Genomic DNA, 19,359 nt, shown 5'->3' with positions numbered 1-19,359 from the left:
ACGTTGGCCGCACAATGCCTGGTGAGGCTGTTCTCCCAGCGCATCTATGATTGAGGCATGGGACGTATTACCGGATCGTGGCTTTCGGGCCCGCAGGCGGCACTCGGAGAGAACACCGAAGTGGGTGCATACCGCGGCGAAAAGCTCGGTTTGGCCGAGTCCGGCCCGAACTCGCTGGCATCGTCGTGGCATCGCTGCCTAGGACTGCTTGCCGACTGGCTGATGTCGGGCGGCGTCACACTGATCTTCGTCCGTGACCTGCAGTCGCCGATCCTGTCGAACGTGGTGTTGCTCGTCTGGTTCGTGGTCGGCATCGGATCGGTGACCGCGTTCGGCTTCACCCCCGGGCAGTACCTCACCGGCATGCGGGTGGCGCGAGTCGACGGGGGAGCGAGAGTCGGTTTCGTCCGGGCGCTCGTCCGCCAGATCCTCATCGTCTTCCTGGTGCCACCGCTGATCAACGACCACGACGGACGCGGCATGCACGACCGGGCCACCGGCACCGCATTGATCCGCACTCGCTGACAGAACAAAAGGAAACCACCCGTCCCGGTCAGCCGAGGGCGGGTGGTTTCCTTTTGTTTTGTGATCAGCGAGAGTGATCAGCGCCGACGCGCGGTGCGCTGGATGCTGCGCATCTTGGCTCCCGCGGGCATCGGTCCCTTGGGCATACCCGGACCTGGCGTTTTGCCGCCGAGTGCCGCCAAGCGCGACTCGAGCTGATCGATGCGCTTCTTGTCGATGTTCTTCGGGAGTTTGTTCAGGTGCCGCTCGAGGTTCTTCAGCGGGATCTGACCCTCCTCGTTGCCGACGGTGATGTCGTAGATCGGGGTGTCACCGACGATGCGGGCAACACGCTTCTTCTCCTGGGCCAGCAACGACTTCGTGCGGCTCGGAGCGCCTTCGGCGACGATGATCACGCCCGGCCGACCGATCACGCGATGGATGGCGTCGAGTTGAGCGGTTCCGGAGACGGCCTGCTTGACGCGCCACTGACCCCGCATGTTGTCGAGGGCCCAGGCAGCGGCACCGGCCTGACCGTCCGCCTTCTTGAACACCGTCTTCTGCACGCGGCGCCCGAAGATGATGAATGCGAGCAGCACACCGAGCAGGATGCCCATCGGCAGGACGAAGACGAGACCGCCGACGAAGATCCCGATGAGAACCGCGATCACCGTGAGGCCGACGATCACACCGATCATCAGTGGCAACAGCAGCTTGTCTTCTTTGCGCTGCATCTGGAACGCCTGCCACAGCTGTTTGCGGCGAGCGCGCGACGCTTCCTTACGAGCAGCCTTCGCCGCCGCCTTTGATTCTTTTGTCGCTTTTGTTGCCTTCGCCATGCTCATCAGGATACTGGCCCGTGGTCGCGGTCAGGTCAACGCGGTACCCCGGACTCCGCCGGTGCCGAAACCGCCACGCGATTCTTGCGTGCGATCAAACGTCAGCGAGCGAGTCGGGCGATCAGTGAGGATGCTTCCTGGCTGGCGCTTCCACCGTCGGCCAGATGCGACATCGCTTCGGGGAGTTCGCGTCCGTGATGCCTCATCGCCTGCGCGTACAGACGGCCGGCCCGGTACGACGAACGAACCAGGGGTCCGGCCATGACACCGGCGTAACCGAGATCCTCGGCGAACTTCGAATGCTCTACGAACTCTTCGGGCTTGACCCACCGGTCCACCGGATGATGCCGCGGCGACGGACGCAGGTACTGCGTGATCGTGAGGATGTCGCAGCCGGCCTTGTGCAGGTCGACAATCGCCTCGGAGACCTCGTCGGGGGTTTCGCCCATACCGAGGATCAGGTTCGACTTGGTGACCAGGCCGTAGTCGCGGGCAGCGGTGATGACGTCGAGGCTGCGCTGGTAGCGGAACGCCGGGCGGATCCGCTTGAAGATACGCGGCACCGTTTCGACGTTGTGCGCCAACACCTCCGGGCGTGACGCGAACACCTCGGCGAGCTGCGCCGGGTCGGCGTTGAAGTCGGGGATCAGCAACTCGACGCCGGTGGTCGGGTTGAGTTGTTTGATGTACCGGACCGTCTCGGCGTAGAGCCAGGCGCCGCCGTCGTCGAGGTCGTCGCGGGCCACACCGGTCACCGTGGAGTAGCGCAGGCCCATGGTGGCCACACTCTCGGCCACCCGCCGCGGCTCATCGCGGTCGAGGTCCGCGGGCTTACCGGTGTCGATCTGGCAGAAGTCGCAACGGCGGGTGCACTGCTCGCCGCCGATCAGGAACGTGGCCTCGCGGTCTTCCCAGCATTCATAGATGTTGGGGCAGCCGGCCTCTTCGCAGACCGTGTGCAGACCCTCGCTCTTGACCAGGGATTTGAGCTCGGTGTAGTCCGGACCCATCGTCGCGCGCGTCTTGATCCACGACGGCTTGCGCTCGATCGGGGTCTCGGAGTTGCGGGCCTCGAGGCGCAGGAGTTTGCGTCCATTCGGGCCGACAGACGCCGGAGCGCTCGACTTGGCTGGTTTGTCTTGCGAAACAGTCACTGGGTTGATCCTACGTGGGTGGGGGTGTCACGCTCGGTGACCATGGATGATGCAGTGTGGGTGGCGACCGGCAACGTCCCGTCGAGAGCGTCGGCCACCGCCGCGGCGAGCAGCGGCCTCACCTCCTCGACGGTGATCGTGCGACCGAGTTCGCCGGTGAGGGAACCTGCTCCGGCATCCGGGATGCCGCAGGGAATGATCGATCCGAACGCACTGAGGTCGGGATCGCAGTTCACGGCGATGCCATGCAGCGCGACCGCCCGGGCCACCCGGATGCCGATCGCACCGATCTTGCGATCGGGACGGCGCATGATCCCGGTGGGCCCGGCCTGATCGACGGCCCAGACACCAGAGCGGCCGTCCACCCGGAACGTCGGCAGACCCAACGCCTGACAGACGTGGATAATCGCTTCTTCCAGGCGCCGGACGTAGTCGACCACGTCGACTGGACTGGCCAACGCGACAATCGGGTACGCGACGAGCTGTCCGGGGCCGTGCCAGGTGATCTTGCCGCCGCGGTCCACATCGATGACGGGCGAGCCGTCGGTGGGACGATCGGCGGCCTCGGTACGGCGGCCCGCGGTGTACACGGACGGATGTTCGAGCAACAGCAGGACGTCGTGGCCCAGGACACCGTCGGCCCGTTCATCCGCCAGCCGATGCTGCAGGTCGAAGGTCTCCTGGTAGTCGACGCGGCCGAGCCACCGGACTTCGAGAGGTTCGGTGGACAGACGAGCACTGGACATCAGGACGCCTTGTCCACTGCGTAGGCGAGCGCAGAGTCGATGGTGGGATGGCGGAAAACGAAGTCGTTGTCGATCAGCACCTCAGGTACAACGTTCTGACCCTGCAACAACATTTCCTCGGCCATTTCGCCGGCTGCCTTCGACAGCACGGCACCGGGCACCGCGAACACCGCGGGGCGTCCGGCCGCACGCCCGAAACTCTTGGTGAACTCGGCGTTCGTGACCGCTTGGGGCGCGCACATGTTGACCGGGCCGGCGAGCGGCCGCGTCAATACCAACTCCAGGACCCGCACCGCGTCGACAAGGCTGATCCACGGGAAGTACTGCTTCCCGTTTCCCAGCCGACCGCCGAGGCCGAGCCGGAACAGGGGCCGAAGCTTGCCGAGCAGTCCGCCGGACGGTGACAACACCGGCGCGGTACGGATCAGGGCGACCCTGGTCGACGATCCCGACGTCTGAGCCGTGAGAGCGGTGGCTTCCCAGTCGGTGGTGAGATCGGCCAGGAACCCGGTCCCGGCGGCGTCCTTCTCGGTCACCGCGCGGGTACCGGTGTCGCCGTAGTAGCCGGTTGCGCTGGAACTCACAAAGATCGGGACCCCGGCCTGCCGGACGGAGTCGGCGAGGACCCGTGTCGGGATGATCCGGCTGTCCCGGATCTCCTGCTTGACGTGTCCGGACCACCTGCGATCGGCGATGCCTCGACCACAGAGGTTCACCACCGCGCGTCGACCCCGTCCAATGCGGTGGGGTCGATGCCGAACGAATCAGGGGCCCAACGGATCTGGTCCGGGGCGGTGGTCGGGCGGCGGACCAGGCGGACGACCTGATGGCCGGCCCCGGTGAGACTTTCCACCAGGGCCGAGCCGATCAGGCCAGAAGATCCCGCTATGGCGATCCGCACAGGGCGTCCTACAGCCCCAGATCCGCCTCGAACGAGGCCTCTTCGAGGCGGTGCTTGACGGTGCTCAGGAAGCGTCCGGCATCAGCGCCGTCGATCAGGCGGTGATCGTAGGTGAGCGGAAGGAAGGACATCGAGCGCACTGCGATCGACTCGGAACCGTCCGCGCTGGTCATCACGACCGGACGCTTGACGATGGCACCGGTACCGAGCATGGCCGCCTGCGGCGGAACCAGGATGGGGGTGTCGAAGAGCGCACCCTGGCTACCGATGTTGGTGATGGTGAAGGTCCCACCGGTGAGGTCGTCGAGCTTGAGGTTGTTGCTCCGTGCCCGCGCGGCGATGTCCGCGATGGCCCGCGCCAGACCGGCGATCGACAGATCGTCGGCGTTGTGGATGACGGGGGAGAGCAGCCCCTGCTCGGTGTCGACCGCGATCCCGAGGTTGACCTTGGAGTAGTACGTGATCTCCTTGGCCTCTTCGTTGATCGAGGCGTTGACGTTCGGATGCGCCTTCAGTGCCTCCACGACTGCCTTGGCGATGAACGGCAGGTAGGTCAGGTTCACACCCTCGCTGGCCTTGAAACCTGCCTTCGCGGCGGCGCGCAGTGCGGCGATCTTGGTCATGTCGACCTCGAACACCTGGGTGAGCTGTGCGCTCTCCTGCAGGGACTCGCGGGTCTTCTTGGCGGTGATCTGCCGGATCCGATTGATCTTCTGCGTGGTGCCGACCAGCTTGGCGAGCTCCGGGTTCGGTGCGGCCGGAGCCGACTTTGCCGGCGCGGCCGGGGCCGATTTCGCCTGTGCCGCAGCCGGTTCGGGAGTAGCCGGTGCTTTGGCTGCCTCGGCGGCGGCCAACACGTCCTGCTTGCGGATACGGCCACCGACACCGGTGCCCTTGATGGCGCCGAGGTCGACGTCGTTCTCCGCCGCGAGCTTGCGGACCAGCGGGGTCACGTACGGGGTGGCCTCCTGGTCGGCTGCAGGCTTGGACTCTTCCTTCGGTGCCGCCTTGGGCTCTTCCTTCGGTTCCGGCTTTGCCTTCGCGGCCGGGGCGGGCTCTGGCTCTGGCTCGGGTGCGGGCTCTGGCTCCGGATCGGACGGAGCGACGGTGGGCTTGGAATCGGCAGAACCGACCACGGCCAGGCGACCGCCGACCTCGATCACATCGTCTTCTTGGGCGATGATCTCGAGCAGGGTGCCGGCAACCGGCGACGGGATCTCGGTGTCGACCTTGTCGGTGGAGACCTCCAGCAGCGGCTCGTCCTCCGCGACGGAATCCCCGACCTCCTTGAGCCAGCGGGTGACCGTTCCCTCGGTGACCGACTCGCCCAGTTCGGGCATCGTGACGTCGGTGCCCTGCGGCGACCCGTCGGAGGATGCAGCCGGTGCCGCCGGGGTCGCCGGTGCCTCTGGCTCAGATTCCGGTTCGGGCTCTGCCTCGGGCTCCGCGTCTTTCTCGGCGGGCGCCTCGGAGGCCGGGGCACTGTCACCGGCGGACTCGCCTGCCTCGCCGATCTGGCCCAGCTCGCCGCCGACCTCGATGACGTCGTCTTCCTGCGCGACGATCTTGATCAGGACGCCGGACGTCGGTGCCGGGATCTCGGTGTCGACCTTGTCGGTCGACACCTCCAGCAACGGTTCGTCGGCCTCGACCGTGTCACCCTCCTGCTTGAGCCACCTGGTGACGGTGCCTTCGGTGACGCTTTCACCCAGGGCTGGCATTTGGACGGAGAAGGCCATCGTTGTCGACTCCTTGATTTCGAGAACCGGTGTGCGGTCTACGGTCTGGGCCTTACCACCGGTGTTGGTGGCAGGCATGTTGTTGATGATCCGCCGGATGAGGCGAACCGCCGGTCTAACCCTACCTTTTGCCCTATCCTTCGGCAGCGATGTCCTCCAGTACGGCGAAGATGGTCCGTACCGGCACCCCCGTTCCACCCTTACCGGTGTAGCCCCACGGGCCGCCGGTGTTGAAAGCCGGGCCGGCGATGTCGATGTGCACCCACTGCACGTCCTTCGCAACGAACTCCCGGAGGTAGATGCCCGCCGAAAGCATTCCGCCCCACCGATGGTTGGTGACATTGGCGAGATCGGCGACTCGTGAATCGAGGTCGGGGCGGAGCTCTTCGGGGAACGGCATCGGCCAACCCGATTCGCCTTCTGCCTGCGAGATCGACGCAACGCGGTCACGGAAATCGTCGGTGCCCATCACGCCGGGGGTACGGGTCCCGAGTGCGACCATCTGCGCGCCGGTCAAAGTGGCGGTGTCGATCAGGTAGTCGGGCTCGTCCTCGCACGCCCGAACGATGGCGTCGGCCAGGATCAGCCGGCCCTCGGCGTCGGTGTTGATGACCTCGACGGTCTTGCCGCCGTACTGGGTCAGGACGTCGCCGGGACGCTGAGCCGTACTCGACGGCATGTTCTCGGCCATCGGAACCGTGGCGATCACGTTGACCCCGACATCGAGGTCGGCCGCCAGGATCGCGGTGGCGATCACGGCCGCCGCGCCGCCCATGTCGGACGTCATGTTCTCCATGCCGGCAGCCGGCTTGATCGAGATGCCGCCGGTGTCGAAGGTGATGCCCTTGCCGACGAGCGCGACGGTCTTGGCCTTCTTCCCGGCGCTGTGGCTCAGGCGGACGAGGCGCGGCGGCCGTGAACTGCCCTTGCCGACGCCGATGATGCCGCCGTAGCCGGCCTTGTCCAGAGCGGACTCGTCGAGGATCTCGACCTTGAGTCCGGCCGCTGATCCGAGGGCCTTCGCACGGTCGGCGAACTCCTCGGGGAACAGGTGGCTCGGCGGGGTGTTCACGAAGTCGCGTGCGATGGACACCGCCCGGGCGATGGCCTTGGCGCGATCGAGTTCGGCCTGTGTGGTCTTGTCGACCGCGGGCACGATCAGGCCAACCGCCGCCAGCGGAGCCTTCTCGGGCGGAGTCGAACGGAACTCGTCGAATCGGTACGCGCCCAGGAAGAATCCTTCGGCGGCCGCGGCCAGATCGGCGGCCGGGAGGCTAGTCACGGCGGTTGCCACACCCTGCAGGCTGCGGGCGGCGACACCGGCCTGACGGCGAACGTGTTCGGCGTCGTCGAGCTTGTCCGGCGAACCGAGTCCGACGGCGAGCACCGAGGTGACGCCGAGGCCCGCGGGGGCGGGAAGTTTGGTCAGTTCACCGGCCGAACCCTTGGCGCCGACGGCGGCGAGCGCGTCGTCGATCGCGGAGGCGGTGGCATCGTCGAAGAGACCTTCACCGATGACCAGGCTCGGTGCCCCGTCTTCTTCGGCCGAGGTCAGTCCGATGACCAGAACGTCGTCGTCCTTGCTGATCCCGGTGACCAGAGACAGTTGCGGACCCAGCTGACGTATTGCGCTTGACTTGCTCACACTTCACTCCCAGTCGTAGCGGTACCTTGCCGAGGCCCAAGCTTAGTGGTCGGCGCCCGGTCGCTCTCGCGGCGCGATAGCGTTGCTCCCATGAGCGAAGGCGAACTGCTGGCCGGCCCCATCGAAGATCTGCATCGCGGACTCGGCGCAAGTTTCGCCGAATTCGGCGGTTGGAACATGCCGGTGTCGTACGCGGGTACCGTGGCCGAACACACCGCGGTCCGCGAAGCGGTCGGCATCTTCGACGTGAGTCATCTGGGCAAGGCCTCGGTGACCGGACCTGGTGCCGCCGAGTTCGTCAATCGTTGCCTGACCAACGATCTGAACAAGATTCACCCGGGCAAGGCGCAGTACACGTTGTGTACCAACAACTCTGGTGGTGTGGTCGACGACCTCATCGTCTACTGGGTCTCCGACGACGACGTGTTCCTGGTTCCCAATGCCGCCAACACCGCCGCGGTGGTGGCGGCGCTGGCCGCGGTGGCCCCCGAGGGTGTCGAGGTGGTCGACCGCCATCGTGACTTCGGTGTGTTCGCCGTCCAGGGACCCCGGTCGTCTGCGGTGTTGTCGGGGCTGGGATTGCCCACCGACATGGAGTACATGTCGTTCGCCGACACCGAAATGGTTGTGGGCCAGTCGGGTTACCCCGTCCGGGTCTGCCGGACCGGGTACACCGGTGAGATCGGCTACGAATTGTTGCCGGCCTGGGACGACAGCGAACCGGTCTTCGCGGCGCTGTCCGCCGCCGTGATCGCGGCCGGGGGAGCGCCCGCCGGGTTGGGGGCACGCGACACCCTGCGCACCGAGATGGGTTACCCGTTGCACGGTCACGAACTGTCCGTCGACATCAGTCCGGTGCAAGCCCGCTGCAGCTGGGCCGTGGGTTGGAAAAAGCCCGAGTTCTTCGGTCGCGAGGCCCTGCTCGCAGAGAAGGAGTCGGGTCCTTTGCGTCGACTCTGGGGCCTGCGGGCAACCGGGCGGGGCGTGCCGCGGGCGGATCTGGCGGTCCTCGACGGCCCTGGGGGGACACAGATCGGCGCCACCACGTCGGGAACCTTCTCGCCGACGCTCAAGACGGGAATCGCCCTGGCACTCATCGATTCGTCCGCGAACGTCGCCAAAGGTGACACCGTCGTGATCGATGTCCGCGGCCGTGCGCTCGAGTGCGAGGTCGTCCTGCCGCCATTTGTGACGGCAGGGACCAGCTAGCTCCAACTGGCTAGCTCCGGCCTGCCTCCGCCCGACGGTGGTCCACCGGGAGAAATGGCTCGCGACGTCAGGCGATAGGATTGACACATGACTTTGGAGTTCGCCCGGACCGAGCACCCGCAGCCGCTGTCGGCAGAACGCCGTGCGGAAATCCTGGCTGCCCCGGGGTTCGGTAAATACTTCACCGACCACATGGTGACCATCGAGCACAGCGCCGAACAGGGCTGGCACGATGCCCGGGTGGTTCCGTACGGACCGATCCAGCTCGACCCATCGGCGATGGTCCTGCACTACGCGCAGGAGATCTTCGAAGGCCTCAAGGCGTACCGCCAGGCGGACGGGACTGTCTCATCGTTCCGTCCCGACGCCAACGCGCTGCGTATGCAGCGGTCGGCGGAGCGTCTGGCGATGCCGGAACTGCCGGTCGAGGACTTCATGGGCTCGTTGCGGGCCCTCGTGGAGGCCGACCATCTCTGGGTTCCGGAAGCCGGCGGCGAGGCCTCGCTCTACCTGCGTCCCTTCATGATTGCCACCGAAGTCGGTCTCGGCGTGCGTCCATCGAACGAATACCGCTATCTGCTGATCGCATCGCCGGCCGGGGCGTACTTCCCGCGCGGCGTGCACCCGGTGAGTGTGTGGCTCTCCACCGAATACGTGCGGGCCGCCCCCGGTGGAACCGGCGCGGCGAAGTTCGGCGGCAATTACGCCGCCTCGCTGCTCGCGCAGGCTCAGGCCGCCGACAAGGGCTGCGATCAGGTGGTCTGGCTCGACGCCATCGAACGCCGCTTCGTCGAGGAAATGGGTGGCATGAACCTGTTCTTCGTCTTCGGCTCCGGGGCCGACGCCAAGCTCGTGACCCCCGAACTGTCCGGGTCGTTGCTTCCGGGCATCACCCGGGAATCGCTGCTGCAGCTCGCCGCCGATGCCGGCTTCGACGTCGCCGAGCGCAAGATCAGCGTCGAGGAGTTGCGCAAGGGTGTGGCCTCCGGCGAGATCACCGAGGTCTTCGCCTGCGGTACCGCCGCAGTCATCACGCCGGTCGGCCACGTCAAGGGCGACACCGACGACTACACCATCGGTGACGGACAGCCGGGCGAGGTCACGATGGCCTTGCGCGACACGCTCACCGGTATCCAGCGCGGCACCTTCGCCGACACCCACGGCTGGATGACAAAGCTCCACGGCTGATCTCGTGACGGCTGATCTCGTCAGAGCCCAGGTGCGAATCGCGACTCAGGCGATCAGCAGTCCGCAGATCGCGATCAGGGCACTGAGTTCGATCAGTGCGCCGAGCACATCGCCGTTGATGCCGGCGAATCGGCGGGAGCAGTGAAAGCTGAACCACCAGGCGAACGCGACAACCGCCACCGCGCTGAACACGCCCGGAAGCGGTAACGCCGGGTCGACCATGTACCCGACCGCAACGGCGCCGAGCGCCCAGAACACGACCGTGAGTCGCTGAGTTCCGGCAGTCAGCGCGCCGAACTTCGATTCCTCGGTTGCCGACAGGTTGACGCGGCATCCGACGACTGGTGCGACCCGGCTGGCGAACAGCACGAAAACGATTGCTGCCCAATCTTTTTGCTCGATCAGTGCCCCATAACCGACTGCCTGTGCGACCAGGACCAGCACCAGGGTGGCCGCGCCGAACGGACCGGCACTGCCGCTGTGCATCACCTTGTGCACGCGTTCGGGAGAACCGAAACAACCCAGTCCGTCCGCGGTGTCCGACAATCCGTCCAGATGCATTCCGCGGGTGAGAATCGCGATGACACCGACGGTCAACAAACCTGCCAGCAGCGGTGGCAGGTCGGTATGACCGAGGCCGACGGCGATTGCCGCCGTGATCACACCGAGCAGTGCACCCACGAGCGGTGCCGATCCGATGGCCGCGCCGCCCAGCGCGCGGTCAAAGGGCCCCTTGGGCGCGGGGATCGGCAGGATCGTCAACCACGAGATCGCGGTCTGTGGACCCCGAAACGCGGCGCGCACATTCATCAGTTGTCAGGACACATCGGGTGCACCGCTGACCTGGGCTTCGGCAAACGTCGCCATCGATGCGAGCGTGTTCACCGCAGCCTGCACCAGGGGGAGCGCGGTCAGGGCCCCGCTGCCTTCACCGAGACGCATCGACAGATCGAGCAGTGGAACCAGATCCAGCTGCCGCAAAGCGATCTGGTGAGCCGGCTCGGCCGAGCGGTGACCGGCCACCCACCACTCGCGGGCACCGGGTGCAAGGTCGTTGGCCACCAAAGCGGCCGCCGTCACCACCATGCCGTCGAGGATGACAGGTGTCTTGCGCACAGCGGCCTGCGCGAGGAACCCGGCCATCGCCGCGATCTCCGCGCCGGAGACGGTGCGCAAGAGGTCGAAGGGGATGCGGGCGTGCGGCCGGCCCCGGCGCATGCCGTCCCGTACCGCTGCGGTCTTGCGGATCCACCCGTTGTCGTCGATGCCGGTGCCGCGCCCGACAACCACGACGGGCTCGGTGTCGGTGAGCAGGCCGATCAGCACCGTGGCCGGTGTGGTGTTTCCGATACCCATCTCGCCGGCGATGAGAAGATCTGCGCCGGAATCGATTTCCCGGTCCGCGATGGTGCGCCCGGCTGCCAGCGCGGCGCGGGTCTCGTCCGCGGTCAGCGCATCTTCACGCGTGAGGTCGCCGGTGCTGCGACGGACCTTGAAGCGGCTGATCGCTTCCGGGGTCTCCGCGTTGACGGCGAGGTCCTCGACACGGACCCGGGCACCGTTCTGTTTTGCCAGCACGTTGACCGCCGCGCCGCCGGCCGAGAAGTTCGCCACCATCTGTGCCGTGACCTCGGGGGGGAACGCCGACACGCCTGCCTGGGCGACGCCGTGGTCGCCGGCGAAGATCACCACGGTGGGTTCTGTGATCGGGCGGGGTGGGCAGACTCCCTGGCAGGAGGCCATCCAGATGCCGATCTCCTCGAGCCGCCCGAGTGATCCGGCCGGCTTGGTCAGTTCCCCGTGGCGCGCTCGTGCGGCGATCGCGGCCGTGCGGTCCGGTGCGTCCACGAAACCGAACTGTTCCGGGTTCTCGAACTCGGTGATGGGCGCGGCACCGTCGGTGACGGACACGGCACCCAGTGTGCTCGGGGCGGGTACCGGGTCGGGAGAAGGCACCGGCGCGGGGGCCGGGATCGGAGCCGGAATCGGTGCGGGGACAGCGGATGCGACCTCGTGTGGCACAGCCGCGTCGGCGGCCGCGCCACCGCGGAGTTCGAGTGCTCGACCCGCAACCACCAGCACAACCCGGTCACAGACCGCGGCGACCGCGGCATTGAGGATGCCCAACTGATCCTGGAACAGCCGTCCGGCCGGAACCGGCGCCACCAGCGACAGGCCGACCTCGGGGCTGATCATCACCAGGTCCCCGGTGAAATCGGCCACTGCCGTGGACAATTCCGTCACAGCCGCGGACATGTCGAAGGTCTCGTCGTCCCAGCCGCCGACCCCGTCGATGTGCCGGCTCAGCCAGCTCCCGAGATCGTCGACCAGCGTTGGCGTGACGGGGTCACGGCGCAATTCGGTTGCAACGTCGGCGGATTCGACCGTGGTCCACCCACTCGGCCGGCGAGCGCGGTGCGCATCGATCCGGCACGCCCACTCGGGGTCGCCGGTTGCCGGATCAGATGCCGTTGCCAGGTATCTGACGCCGACTTCCGGCAGCAGACCTTCACCGAAAGCTGATTTGCCCGAACGTATTCCACCGAGTACCAGGGTTCGCATCACCGATCAGACCGCGTCGCCCGGCTTGACCGTGGGGCGAGGGGCGCGCATGAATCGCATCTGCATGGCGCGGCTGAAGCCGTACCAGGTGAGTTTGAATCCACCGTCCGAGGTGTTCGGGAAGCGTTCGTGAATCCGGTTGTTGAGGGTCCGGCCGAGCAGGAAGCCGTCGATCACCAGGAAGATGACGAAGATGAGCATGAACAGCGTGGCGTAGACCGCGAGGGCGGGCAAGAACATCACGAGGATCAGCAGGATTGCGAACGGCATGAACAGCCCGGCGAAGTTGCGCCGGGAATCGACGATGTCGCGGGCGTATCGACGGACTTCGCCTTTGTCTCGAGCCATCAGGTAGCGCTCGTCGCCGTCCATCATCTTCTCGCGCTGTTCGGTGCGAGCCTTGCGGCGTTGATCGGACTGGGCCCGCTTCTCCTCTTTGGTCAGGCTGACGGCTGAACCCTTCAGGTCCTTCTTGCGGGCCCGGGCCTCGGCGCGGGTCGTCGGGGCCGGAGCAACCGGGCCGCGACGCTTGCCCTCGGCTTCCCGGCGCTTGGGAGTCGGGCGACCCTTGCCCTCGGTGTACCTGCGATCGGCCGCAGCTTCTTCCGGAGTCTGCTCGACTGTCGACGTCGTATCGACCTCGGCGTCGTCGTCTTTCTTCCAGGGCAATTTCACCCTTCCAGATTATCCCGCCCGCGTGCGCCACCGCTGTCGGGTCTGCGCTGCGCGAATTGTGATGGCCGCGGCGCTTCATCGCGATCGCGGGCCCTGCCGACCGGGCGCGTCCTTCCTATACTTCCCACATGAAAGCGCTGATCGCCCCGGACTCGTTCGGTGACACACTGACCGCCGTTGCCGCCGCGGAGGCGATCGCTGCCGGCTGGGCAGAGTCCCGTCCGGACGACGACTTGATCCTGGCACCGCAATCCGATGGCGGTCCCGGATTCGTGGCTGTCCTGGCGAGCCGGTTCGGTGAGGTCCACACAGAAACCGTCAACGGACCCCTGGGTGCGCTGGTCGACGCCCAGTGGCTGCTCCACGGTGACACCGCCTACATCGAATGCGCGCAGGCCTGCGGGCTGCACCAGCTCGGCGGTCGCCCGTCGCCACGGACCGCGGTCGCGGCGGACACCTACGGGGTGGGGCAGCTCATCGGGGCAGCCGTCGACGCCGGTGCGGCGAAGGTCGTCGTCGGTCTCGGTGGCAGCGGCAGTACCGATGGGGGCAAGGGCCTGGTCGATGCCCTCGGCGGACTGGACAGTGCGGCGCGACTGTTGCAGGGCGTGGAGCTGGTGGCCGCCTCGGACGTCGAGAACCCGCTGCTCGGCCTGGAGGGCGCGGCTGCCGTGTTCGGTCCGCAAAAGGGTGCCGACCCCGACACCGTCGCCGCATTGGAGCAGCGGATGAGCACGTGGGCCGCACTGCTCGGAGAGTTCGCCGGCCGCGACATCAGTCCGCTTGCCGGAGCCGGCGCCGCCGGCGGACTGGGAGCGGTGCTGCTGGCGCTCGGCGGCACCCGGATCTCCGGCGCGACGGTGATCGCGGATGCGACCGGACAGGCCGACCTGATCGCCGGAGTCGACCTGGTGATCACCGGTGAGGGCAAATGTGATGAACAGACCCTCAAGGGGAAGGTCGTCGCGGCCCTGACCAGCGCGGCCCGGGCGCACCAGACCCCGACAATCGTGTTCGCCGGGCAGCTCGCACTGACACCGGCGCAGATCGCCGAGGCGGGCATCGCACGCGCTCACGCCATCGTCGAGGTCGCCGGATCGGTCCAGCGGGCGATGGACGACGCGCAGAATCAACTGACGGAGCTCACCAGGCAGGTCGCCGGCACTTGGTGATGACCGGTGACGGCTCACCGGTGTGATAGGCGGGAATAGTCCGCAAAGGAGTACGGTTGTACCCGACGGAAGTTCGCATCCGATCCCGGACCACTGTGGGTTCGCACGCCTACGCCCCGCACACTGAGGAGATTTCATGACCGCATCGAACGAGACTGCTGTGCAGACCGAGACCGAGGCACCCGCGCACGGTGTGATCCTGACCGATGCCGCAGCGTCCAAGGCGAAGGCACTACGTGAGCAAGAAGGCCGTGAAGAGCTGATGCTCCGTATCGCCGTTCAGCCCGGCGGCTGCGCCGGCCTGCGCTACCAGCTGTACTTCGACGACCGCAATCTCGACGGCGACCTCGTTGTCGAGTTCGACGGCGTCGGACTGGCCGTCGATCGGATGAGCGCTCCGTACGTCATGGGTGCGAGCATCGACTTCGTCGACACCATCGAGAAGCAGGGCTTCACCATCGACAACCCGAACGCAACGGGCAGCTGTGCCTGCGGCGATTCGTTCAACTGACGCCAGGCACTCTCACCAGGCAGCGTGACCCCCGCACTTCGAGAATGGGGCCGCATCCGAGTTCGTCTCGGATGCGGCCCTTTTTTGTTGTCGGACCTCGGCGATGTTCGTATGATCTGGCCGGGGCTGGCTGCGTTCACCTGGTGGGAAGGTAGCGTTAAGCCATTATTCGGTGAGTAAGAAAGGCACTCCTTCGTGGCCATTGCCATTTGCGGATCGATCGCTACCGACCATCTGATGCGTTTTCAGGGCAAGTTCTCTGAACAGCTCTTGCCAGAACACCTCAGCCACATCTCCCTGAGCTTCCTCGTGGAGGACCTGGTGATCCGGCGCGGTGGTGTCGCCGGCAACATCGCGTATGCGATGGGAGTGCTCGGGGGGTCGCCGCTGCTGGTCGGCTCGGTCGGCAGTGATTTTGACGACTACCGGCGCTGGCTCGAGCGCAACGGCGTCGACACGCGTGGTGTCCGGGTGTCGGAGACGGCGCACACGGCGCGCTTCATGTGCACCACGGACGACGAGATGGCCCAGCTGGCAAGCTTTTACGCCGGTGCGATGAGCGAGTCGCGCGAGATCTCGCTGAACAAGCTGGCCGCCGAACTCGGATCCCCGGAGCTGGTCCTCATCGGTGCCGATGACCCCGAGGGCATGATTGTCCACAGCCGCGAATGCCGCGAGCTGGGCATCCCGTTCGCCGCCGATCCCTCGCAGCAGCTCGCGCGACTCGACGGTGAGCAGGTGCGCGCCCTGATCGACGGGGCCACCTACCTGTTCACCAACGAATACGAGTGGGGTCTGCTCCGCCAGAAGTCGGGCCTGAGTGATGCCCAGGTCGCCAAGATGGTCGGTGTCCGGATCACCACACTCGGTGGTGGGGGAGCGGAGATCGTCGAAGCCGACGGTTCACGCATCCACGTTCCGGTTGTCCCGGAGACCGCCAAGGTCGACCCGACCGGAGTCGGCGACGCCTTCCGTGCCGGATTCCTCGTCGGCAACGCGGCCGGTCTGAGCCACGAGCGCAGCGCCCAGCTCGGTTCGATGGTCGCCGTCCTCGTTCTGGAGACTGTCGGCACCCAGGAATGGGTGTGGGACCGCGAAAGTGCCCTCGGGCGCATGTCGGGTGTCTACGGATCACAGGCCGCCGCCGAGATCGGCGCGATACTCCCGGCTTGACGCGACACCAAACGCTCCACCTATACGAAGACGCTCCACAAATATGTGGAGCGTCTTCGTATAGGTGGAGCGTTTGCGGTTGGGGTGCTACAGGCGGACGGGGTAGTGGTGGTCCTCGATCTGCGGAACGATGGTGCCCTCGACGAAGATCCCGTGCCACACCATGAAGATCAGCACGGTCCACAGTCGACGGCTGTTGTCGACCGCGCCGGTCCGGTGCTCGGTGAGCATGGTCCGGATCGCGTCCTTGTTCAGGATGTGGTCGGTCTGTGAATGCTCGATCGTCTCGTGCGCCCAGTCGTAGAGCTCGGTGCCGCGAAGCCAATGCCGAACGGGCACCGGGAATCCGAGCTTCTTGCGGTGCAGGACGTGTGCCGGAACGATCTGTTCCAGCGCCTTACGAAGCGCGTATTTGGTTGTCCCGTGGGAGATCTTCTCCTCGAACGGCAGAGCCTCGGCCACCCGCAGCACCTCGGAGTCGAGGAACGGCACCCGCAATTCGAGCGAGTTTGCCATCGTCACCTTGTCGGCTTTGACGAGGATGTCGCCGCGCAGCCAGGTGAACAGATCCAGATGTTGCATCCGGGCAACCGGATCCCAGCCGCGCGACGTCGCGTAGATGGGGGCCGTGACATCGGTGTGGAGCCAATCGGGACGGAAGTCCTTGAGCACGGCCTTGAGTCGGGCATCGTCGAAGCTGCGGGCGTTGCCGTAGTAGCGCTCTTCGAGTGTCATGGACCCGCGGTGCAGAAGGCTCTTTCCGCGCTTGCCTTCGGGGATCCGGTCCGACAGTTTGCCCGCTGCGGCGCGCAGGCCGCGGGGGAGACGTTCGAAGGGCTTGAGCGACAACGGCTCTTTGTAGATGGTGTACCCACCGAACAGTTCGTCGGCGCCCTCGCCGGACAACACGACCTTGACGTGCTTGCGGGCTTCCTTCGCCACGAAGTACAGCGGGATCAACGACGGGTCGGCCACCGGATCATCGAGATACCAGACGATTTCGGGAATCGCGGCGACGAACTCGGCCGGCCCGACGGTCTTCACGATGTGCTTGGCGCCGATCGCGGCGGCGGATTCGGCGGCCACGTCGACCTCCGAATAGCCTTCCCGCTCGAACCCGGTGGTGAAGGTGATCAGGTTGGGATTGTGCTTGATCGCCAAAGCAGCGATCGCGGTCGAGTCGATACCGCCGGAGAGGAACGAGCCGACGGTGACGTCGGCGCGCATGTGCTTGGCCACCGAGTCGGACAATGCCTCGGCGATCTCGTCGTAGCGAGCCTGCTCACTGCCCGGAGTGAAGGGGCGCACCGCGAACTGCGGTGTGAAGTATCGGTAGACCTTCGGCATCTGGCCCGGTCGCAGAGTTGCATAGCTGCCCGACTCCAATCGGCGGATGCCGGCGTGCAGTGTCTCCGGTTCGGGGACGTACTGGAGCACCGTGTAGTGCTGGATCGCCCGACTGTCGAGTGAGTCCGAGACGCCGATGCGGTCGATCAGTTCGAGAAGGCTCTTCTTCTCGCTGCCGAAGATGGTGCCGCCCGACCCGGTAGCGATGAACAGCGGCTTGATGCCGAAAGGATCGCGGGCCAAGAACAGGGAGCGGTCCTCGGTGTCCCAGATCGCGAACGCGAACATTCCGCGCAGGCGGGTGACCGAATCGGGGCCCCAGTGATGGAAGGCCGCGACGATCGCCTCGCCGTCACCCTCGGTGTGGAACTGGGCGCCCTCGTCCTCGGCCAGCTGAGCGCGGATCTCGAGGTAGTTGTAGATCTCGCCGTTGAAGACGAGTGCATAGCGTTCCGGGTTCTCCGGCGGGCCCCACCGCAACGGCTGGTGCGAATGCTCGATGTCGATGATCGAGAGCCGATTGAAGCCGAAGACCAGGTCGGAATCGTGCCACGTGCCCGGTTCGTCAGGTCCTCGATGCCGCATGCAGTGCAACGCGGAAGCGACCAGATCGGCTGACTCGGCGGCCGATGCGTCGCTAGACAGCAGACCTAACAGACCACACACGAAAATTGCCTCAATTCGTCCAGGGACGGGGTAGGGATCACGCCCGAGTATGCCGCAATGAGGAGTGCCACCGCGTGTGCGGCCCAGGTTGTGTGGTCGGTCGACAGCACCCGGTGACACGAACCCAAACCCCGATACGAATGTTGACCGGGGTTGGTCTACGCTGCGTAGTACACGAGTTACCAGTCGTGGTTAGCGTTGTGACTGTTTCCAGTCAGGGCAGGGTAGGAAGGCGTGAAATTGGCACACGGTGGGCGACCTCCGGCATCGACCAAACGTCAGCACCGCGGACGTCGAATCAAGCAGATAAGCGCAGCCTTGTTCCTAGGCGTTGGCGCACTGATGCTGTCGAGCTGCAGCGCTGAGGAAGCACTGCGATTCGGTTGGCCCGTGGGCATTACGCCCGAGGCCGAGGATATGCGGCATCTATGGACGTGGTCGGTGATCTCGGCCCTCATCATGGGTGTTTTGGTGTGGGGTCTGACGTTCTGGACCATCACGTTCCACCGTCGCAAGGCAGGACAAGATGAGTTCCCGCGTCAGACGGCATACAACGTGCCGTTGGAGTTGACGTACACCGCGATTCCCTTCGTGATCATCGCAGTCCTCTTCTACTTCACGATCATCGTGCAGAACAAGGTCGAGGCGAAGCAGCCCGATCCTGCAGTGGTGGTCGACGTGACCGCATTCCAGTGGAACTGGAAGTTCGGCTACCGCACCGTCCGCTTCGAGGACGGTCAGATCTATGACGGCGCCTTGACCGAGGGCAATCCGTACGATCGTCAGGTCCCGCACGGTGACTCGGAAGAGTCCGAGGGCGGTCACAGCGATGCTCCGGACCAGTCCGAAGAGGACGACGTCCGTGATTACCTGAAGTTCAACGAGATCGAGACCATCGGTACGTCCGATGTGATCCCGGTTCTGGTGCTCCCGACCGATCGTCGTATCGAGTTTGAGATCGCGGCAACAGATGTCGTTCACTCGTTCTGGGTTCCGGAGTTCCTCTTCAAGCGGGACGTCATGCCGTTCCCGAAGGAGAACCACTCGGACAACCGGTTCCAGGTCAGTGAGATCGATCGCGAGGGCGCGTTCGTAGGCCGCTGTGCGGAAATGTGCGGCACCTACCACTCGATGATGAACTTCGAAGTTCGTGCGGTGAGCCCGGAGAAGTTCGACGAATACATCAAGTTCCGCGAAGCCAACCCCGACGCGACCAATGCCGAGGCACTCGAAGCGATCGGTGAGGATCCACTTGCGGTCACCACCGCGCCCTTCGATACCAAGCGCGGCACGCAGACCGCGTCGAACTAGTCACGGAGAAGCTACGA

Annotated in this window: 16 protein-coding genes and 1 pseudogene; 7 read left to right on the top strand and 10 right to left on the bottom strand. The window is 65.8% G+C overall.

Translation table 11 applies throughout. The features are described 5' to 3' along the window. Positions 1 to 57: 57 nt before the first annotated feature. The gene (locus VIQ49_RS28815; protein WP_331890582.1) at positions 58 to 525 is read left to right on the top strand and encodes an RDD family protein; all 468 of its coding nucleotides are present in this window, start codon (positions 58 to 60) and stop codon (positions 523 to 525) included. A gap of 77 nt (positions 526 to 602) precedes the next feature. On the opposite strand, the gene VIQ49_RS28810 is transcribed toward VIQ49_RS28815, so the two are convergent. The 6 genes and pseudogenes from VIQ49_RS28810 to VIQ49_RS28785 all read right to left on the bottom strand — a co-directional run bounded on the left by VIQ49_RS28810 (position 603) and on the right by VIQ49_RS28785 (position 7,528). Next, the gene (locus tag VIQ49_RS28810) at positions 603 to 1,343 is read right to left on the bottom strand and encodes a DUF4191 domain-containing protein (protein ID WP_331890580.1); all 741 of its coding nucleotides are present in this window, start codon (positions 1,341 to 1,343) and stop codon (positions 603 to 605) included. A gap of 101 nt (positions 1,344 to 1,444) precedes the next feature. Continuing rightward, the gene (lipA, locus tag VIQ49_RS28805) at positions 1,445 to 2,497 is read right to left on the bottom strand and encodes a lipoyl synthase (RefSeq protein WP_331890578.1); all 1,053 of its coding nucleotides are present in this window, start codon (positions 2,495 to 2,497) and stop codon (positions 1,445 to 1,447) included. Further along, positions 2,494 to 3,243, bottom strand: a complete 750-nt coding sequence (lipB, locus tag VIQ49_RS28800) for a lipoyl(octanoyl) transferase LipB (protein ID WP_331890576.1) — start codon at positions 3,241 to 3,243, stop codon at positions 2,494 to 2,496. The genes lipA and lipB overlap by 4 nt, the downstream gene beginning before the upstream one ends. Continuing rightward, positions 3,243 to 4,144, bottom strand: a pseudogene (locus VIQ49_RS28795) (TIGR01777 family oxidoreductase). Before VIQ49_RS28795 ends, lipB begins: the two are co-directional and overlap by 1 nt. 8 nt (positions 4,145 to 4,152) lie before the next feature. Continuing rightward, positions 4,153 to 5,883, bottom strand: coding sequence for a 2-oxoglutarate dehydrogenase, E2 component, dihydrolipoamide succinyltransferase (gene sucB / locus VIQ49_RS28790; protein ID WP_331890604.1), 1,731 nt, complete (start codon positions 5,881 to 5,883; stop codon positions 4,153 to 4,155). Positions 5,884 to 6,016: 133 nt separating this feature from the next. Then, positions 6,017 to 7,528: a leucyl aminopeptidase gene (locus tag VIQ49_RS28785; RefSeq protein ID WP_331890574.1), complete on the bottom strand. Its 1,512-nt coding sequence runs from the start codon at positions 7,526 to 7,528 to the stop codon at positions 6,017 to 6,019. Positions 7,529 to 7,618: 90 nt separating this feature from the next. On the opposite strand from VIQ49_RS28785, the gene gcvT reads away from it, so the two are divergent. Together gcvT and VIQ49_RS28775 are read left to right on the top strand one after the other, a co-directional pair. Beyond that, positions 7,619 to 8,737, top strand: coding sequence for a glycine cleavage system aminomethyltransferase GcvT (gene gcvT / locus VIQ49_RS28780; protein ID WP_331890572.1), 1,119 nt, complete (start codon positions 7,619 to 7,621; stop codon positions 8,735 to 8,737). Positions 8,738 to 8,824: 87 nt separating this feature from the next. Then, positions 8,825 to 9,925 (top strand): branched-chain amino acid aminotransferase, encoded by a 1,101-nt coding sequence (locus VIQ49_RS28775; RefSeq protein WP_331890570.1) that lies wholly within the window; start codon positions 8,825 to 8,827, stop codon positions 9,923 to 9,925. A 45-nt stretch (positions 9,926 to 9,970) separates the two neighbouring features. Here the strand turns inward: VIQ49_RS28775 and VIQ49_RS28770 are convergent, their stop codons facing one another. The 3 genes from VIQ49_RS28770 to VIQ49_RS28760 are packed head-to-tail and all read right to left on the bottom strand — an operon-like array spanning position 9,971 to position 13,162. Beyond that, on the bottom strand, positions 9,971 to 10,735 hold the full coding sequence (locus VIQ49_RS28770; protein WP_331890568.1) for an adenosylcobinamide-GDP ribazoletransferase: 765 nt from the start codon (positions 10,733 to 10,735) through the stop codon (positions 9,971 to 9,973). A gap of 6 nt (positions 10,736 to 10,741) precedes the next feature. After that, the gene (cobT, locus tag VIQ49_RS28765) at positions 10,742 to 12,487 is read right to left on the bottom strand and encodes a nicotinate-nucleotide--dimethylbenzimidazole phosphoribosyltransferase (protein ID WP_331890566.1); all 1,746 of its coding nucleotides are present in this window, start codon (positions 12,485 to 12,487) and stop codon (positions 10,742 to 10,744) included. A 6-nt stretch (positions 12,488 to 12,493) separates the two neighbouring features. Then, positions 12,494 to 13,162, bottom strand: a complete 669-nt coding sequence (locus VIQ49_RS28760) for a DUF3043 domain-containing protein (RefSeq protein ID WP_331890564.1) — start codon at positions 13,160 to 13,162, stop codon at positions 12,494 to 12,496. A gap of 128 nt (positions 13,163 to 13,290) precedes the next feature. On the opposite strand from VIQ49_RS28760, the gene VIQ49_RS28755 reads away from it, so the two are divergent. The 3 genes from VIQ49_RS28755 to VIQ49_RS28745 all read left to right on the top strand — a co-directional run bounded on the left by VIQ49_RS28755 (position 13,291) and on the right by VIQ49_RS28745 (position 16,018). Continuing rightward, a complete protein-coding gene (locus VIQ49_RS28755) occupies positions 13,291 to 14,334 on the top strand; it encodes a glycerate kinase (RefSeq protein WP_331890562.1) in 1,044 nt (347 codons plus the stop codon). 136 nt (positions 14,335 to 14,470) lie between these two features. Next, positions 14,471 to 14,845, top strand: coding sequence for an iron-sulfur cluster assembly accessory protein (locus VIQ49_RS28750; RefSeq protein ID WP_331890560.1), 375 nt, complete (start codon positions 14,471 to 14,473; stop codon positions 14,843 to 14,845). A gap of 195 nt (positions 14,846 to 15,040) precedes the next feature. Beyond that, positions 15,041 to 16,018 carry a carbohydrate kinase family protein gene (locus VIQ49_RS28745; RefSeq protein ID WP_331890558.1) on the top strand — a complete coding sequence of 326 codons (978 nt, stop codon included), beginning with the start codon at positions 15,041 to 15,043 and terminating at the stop codon, positions 16,016 to 16,018. Positions 16,019 to 16,105: 87 nt separating this feature from the next. Here VIQ49_RS28745 and asnB read toward each other — a convergent pair whose 3' ends face one another. Then, positions 16,106 to 18,031 carry an asparagine synthase (glutamine-hydrolyzing) gene (asnB, locus tag VIQ49_RS28740; protein ID WP_331890557.1) on the bottom strand — a complete coding sequence of 642 codons (1,926 nt, stop codon included), beginning with the start codon at positions 18,029 to 18,031 and terminating at the stop codon, positions 16,106 to 16,108. A gap of 297 nt (positions 18,032 to 18,328) precedes the next feature. On the opposite strand from asnB, the gene VIQ49_RS28735 reads away from it, so the two are divergent. Beyond that, a complete protein-coding gene (locus VIQ49_RS28735) occupies positions 18,329 to 19,342 on the top strand; it encodes a cytochrome c oxidase subunit II (protein ID WP_414731740.1) in 1,014 nt (337 codons plus the stop codon). Positions 19,343 to 19,359: the final 17 nt, after the last annotated feature.

The organism is Williamsia sp. (genome assembly GCF_036566845.1).
Classification (GTDB): Bacteria; Actinomycetota; Actinomycetes; order Mycobacteriales; family Mycobacteriaceae; genus Williamsia.
The sequence above is the reverse complement of the archived record's forward strand: the minus strand, read 5'-3'. Positions and strand labels throughout refer to the sequence as shown.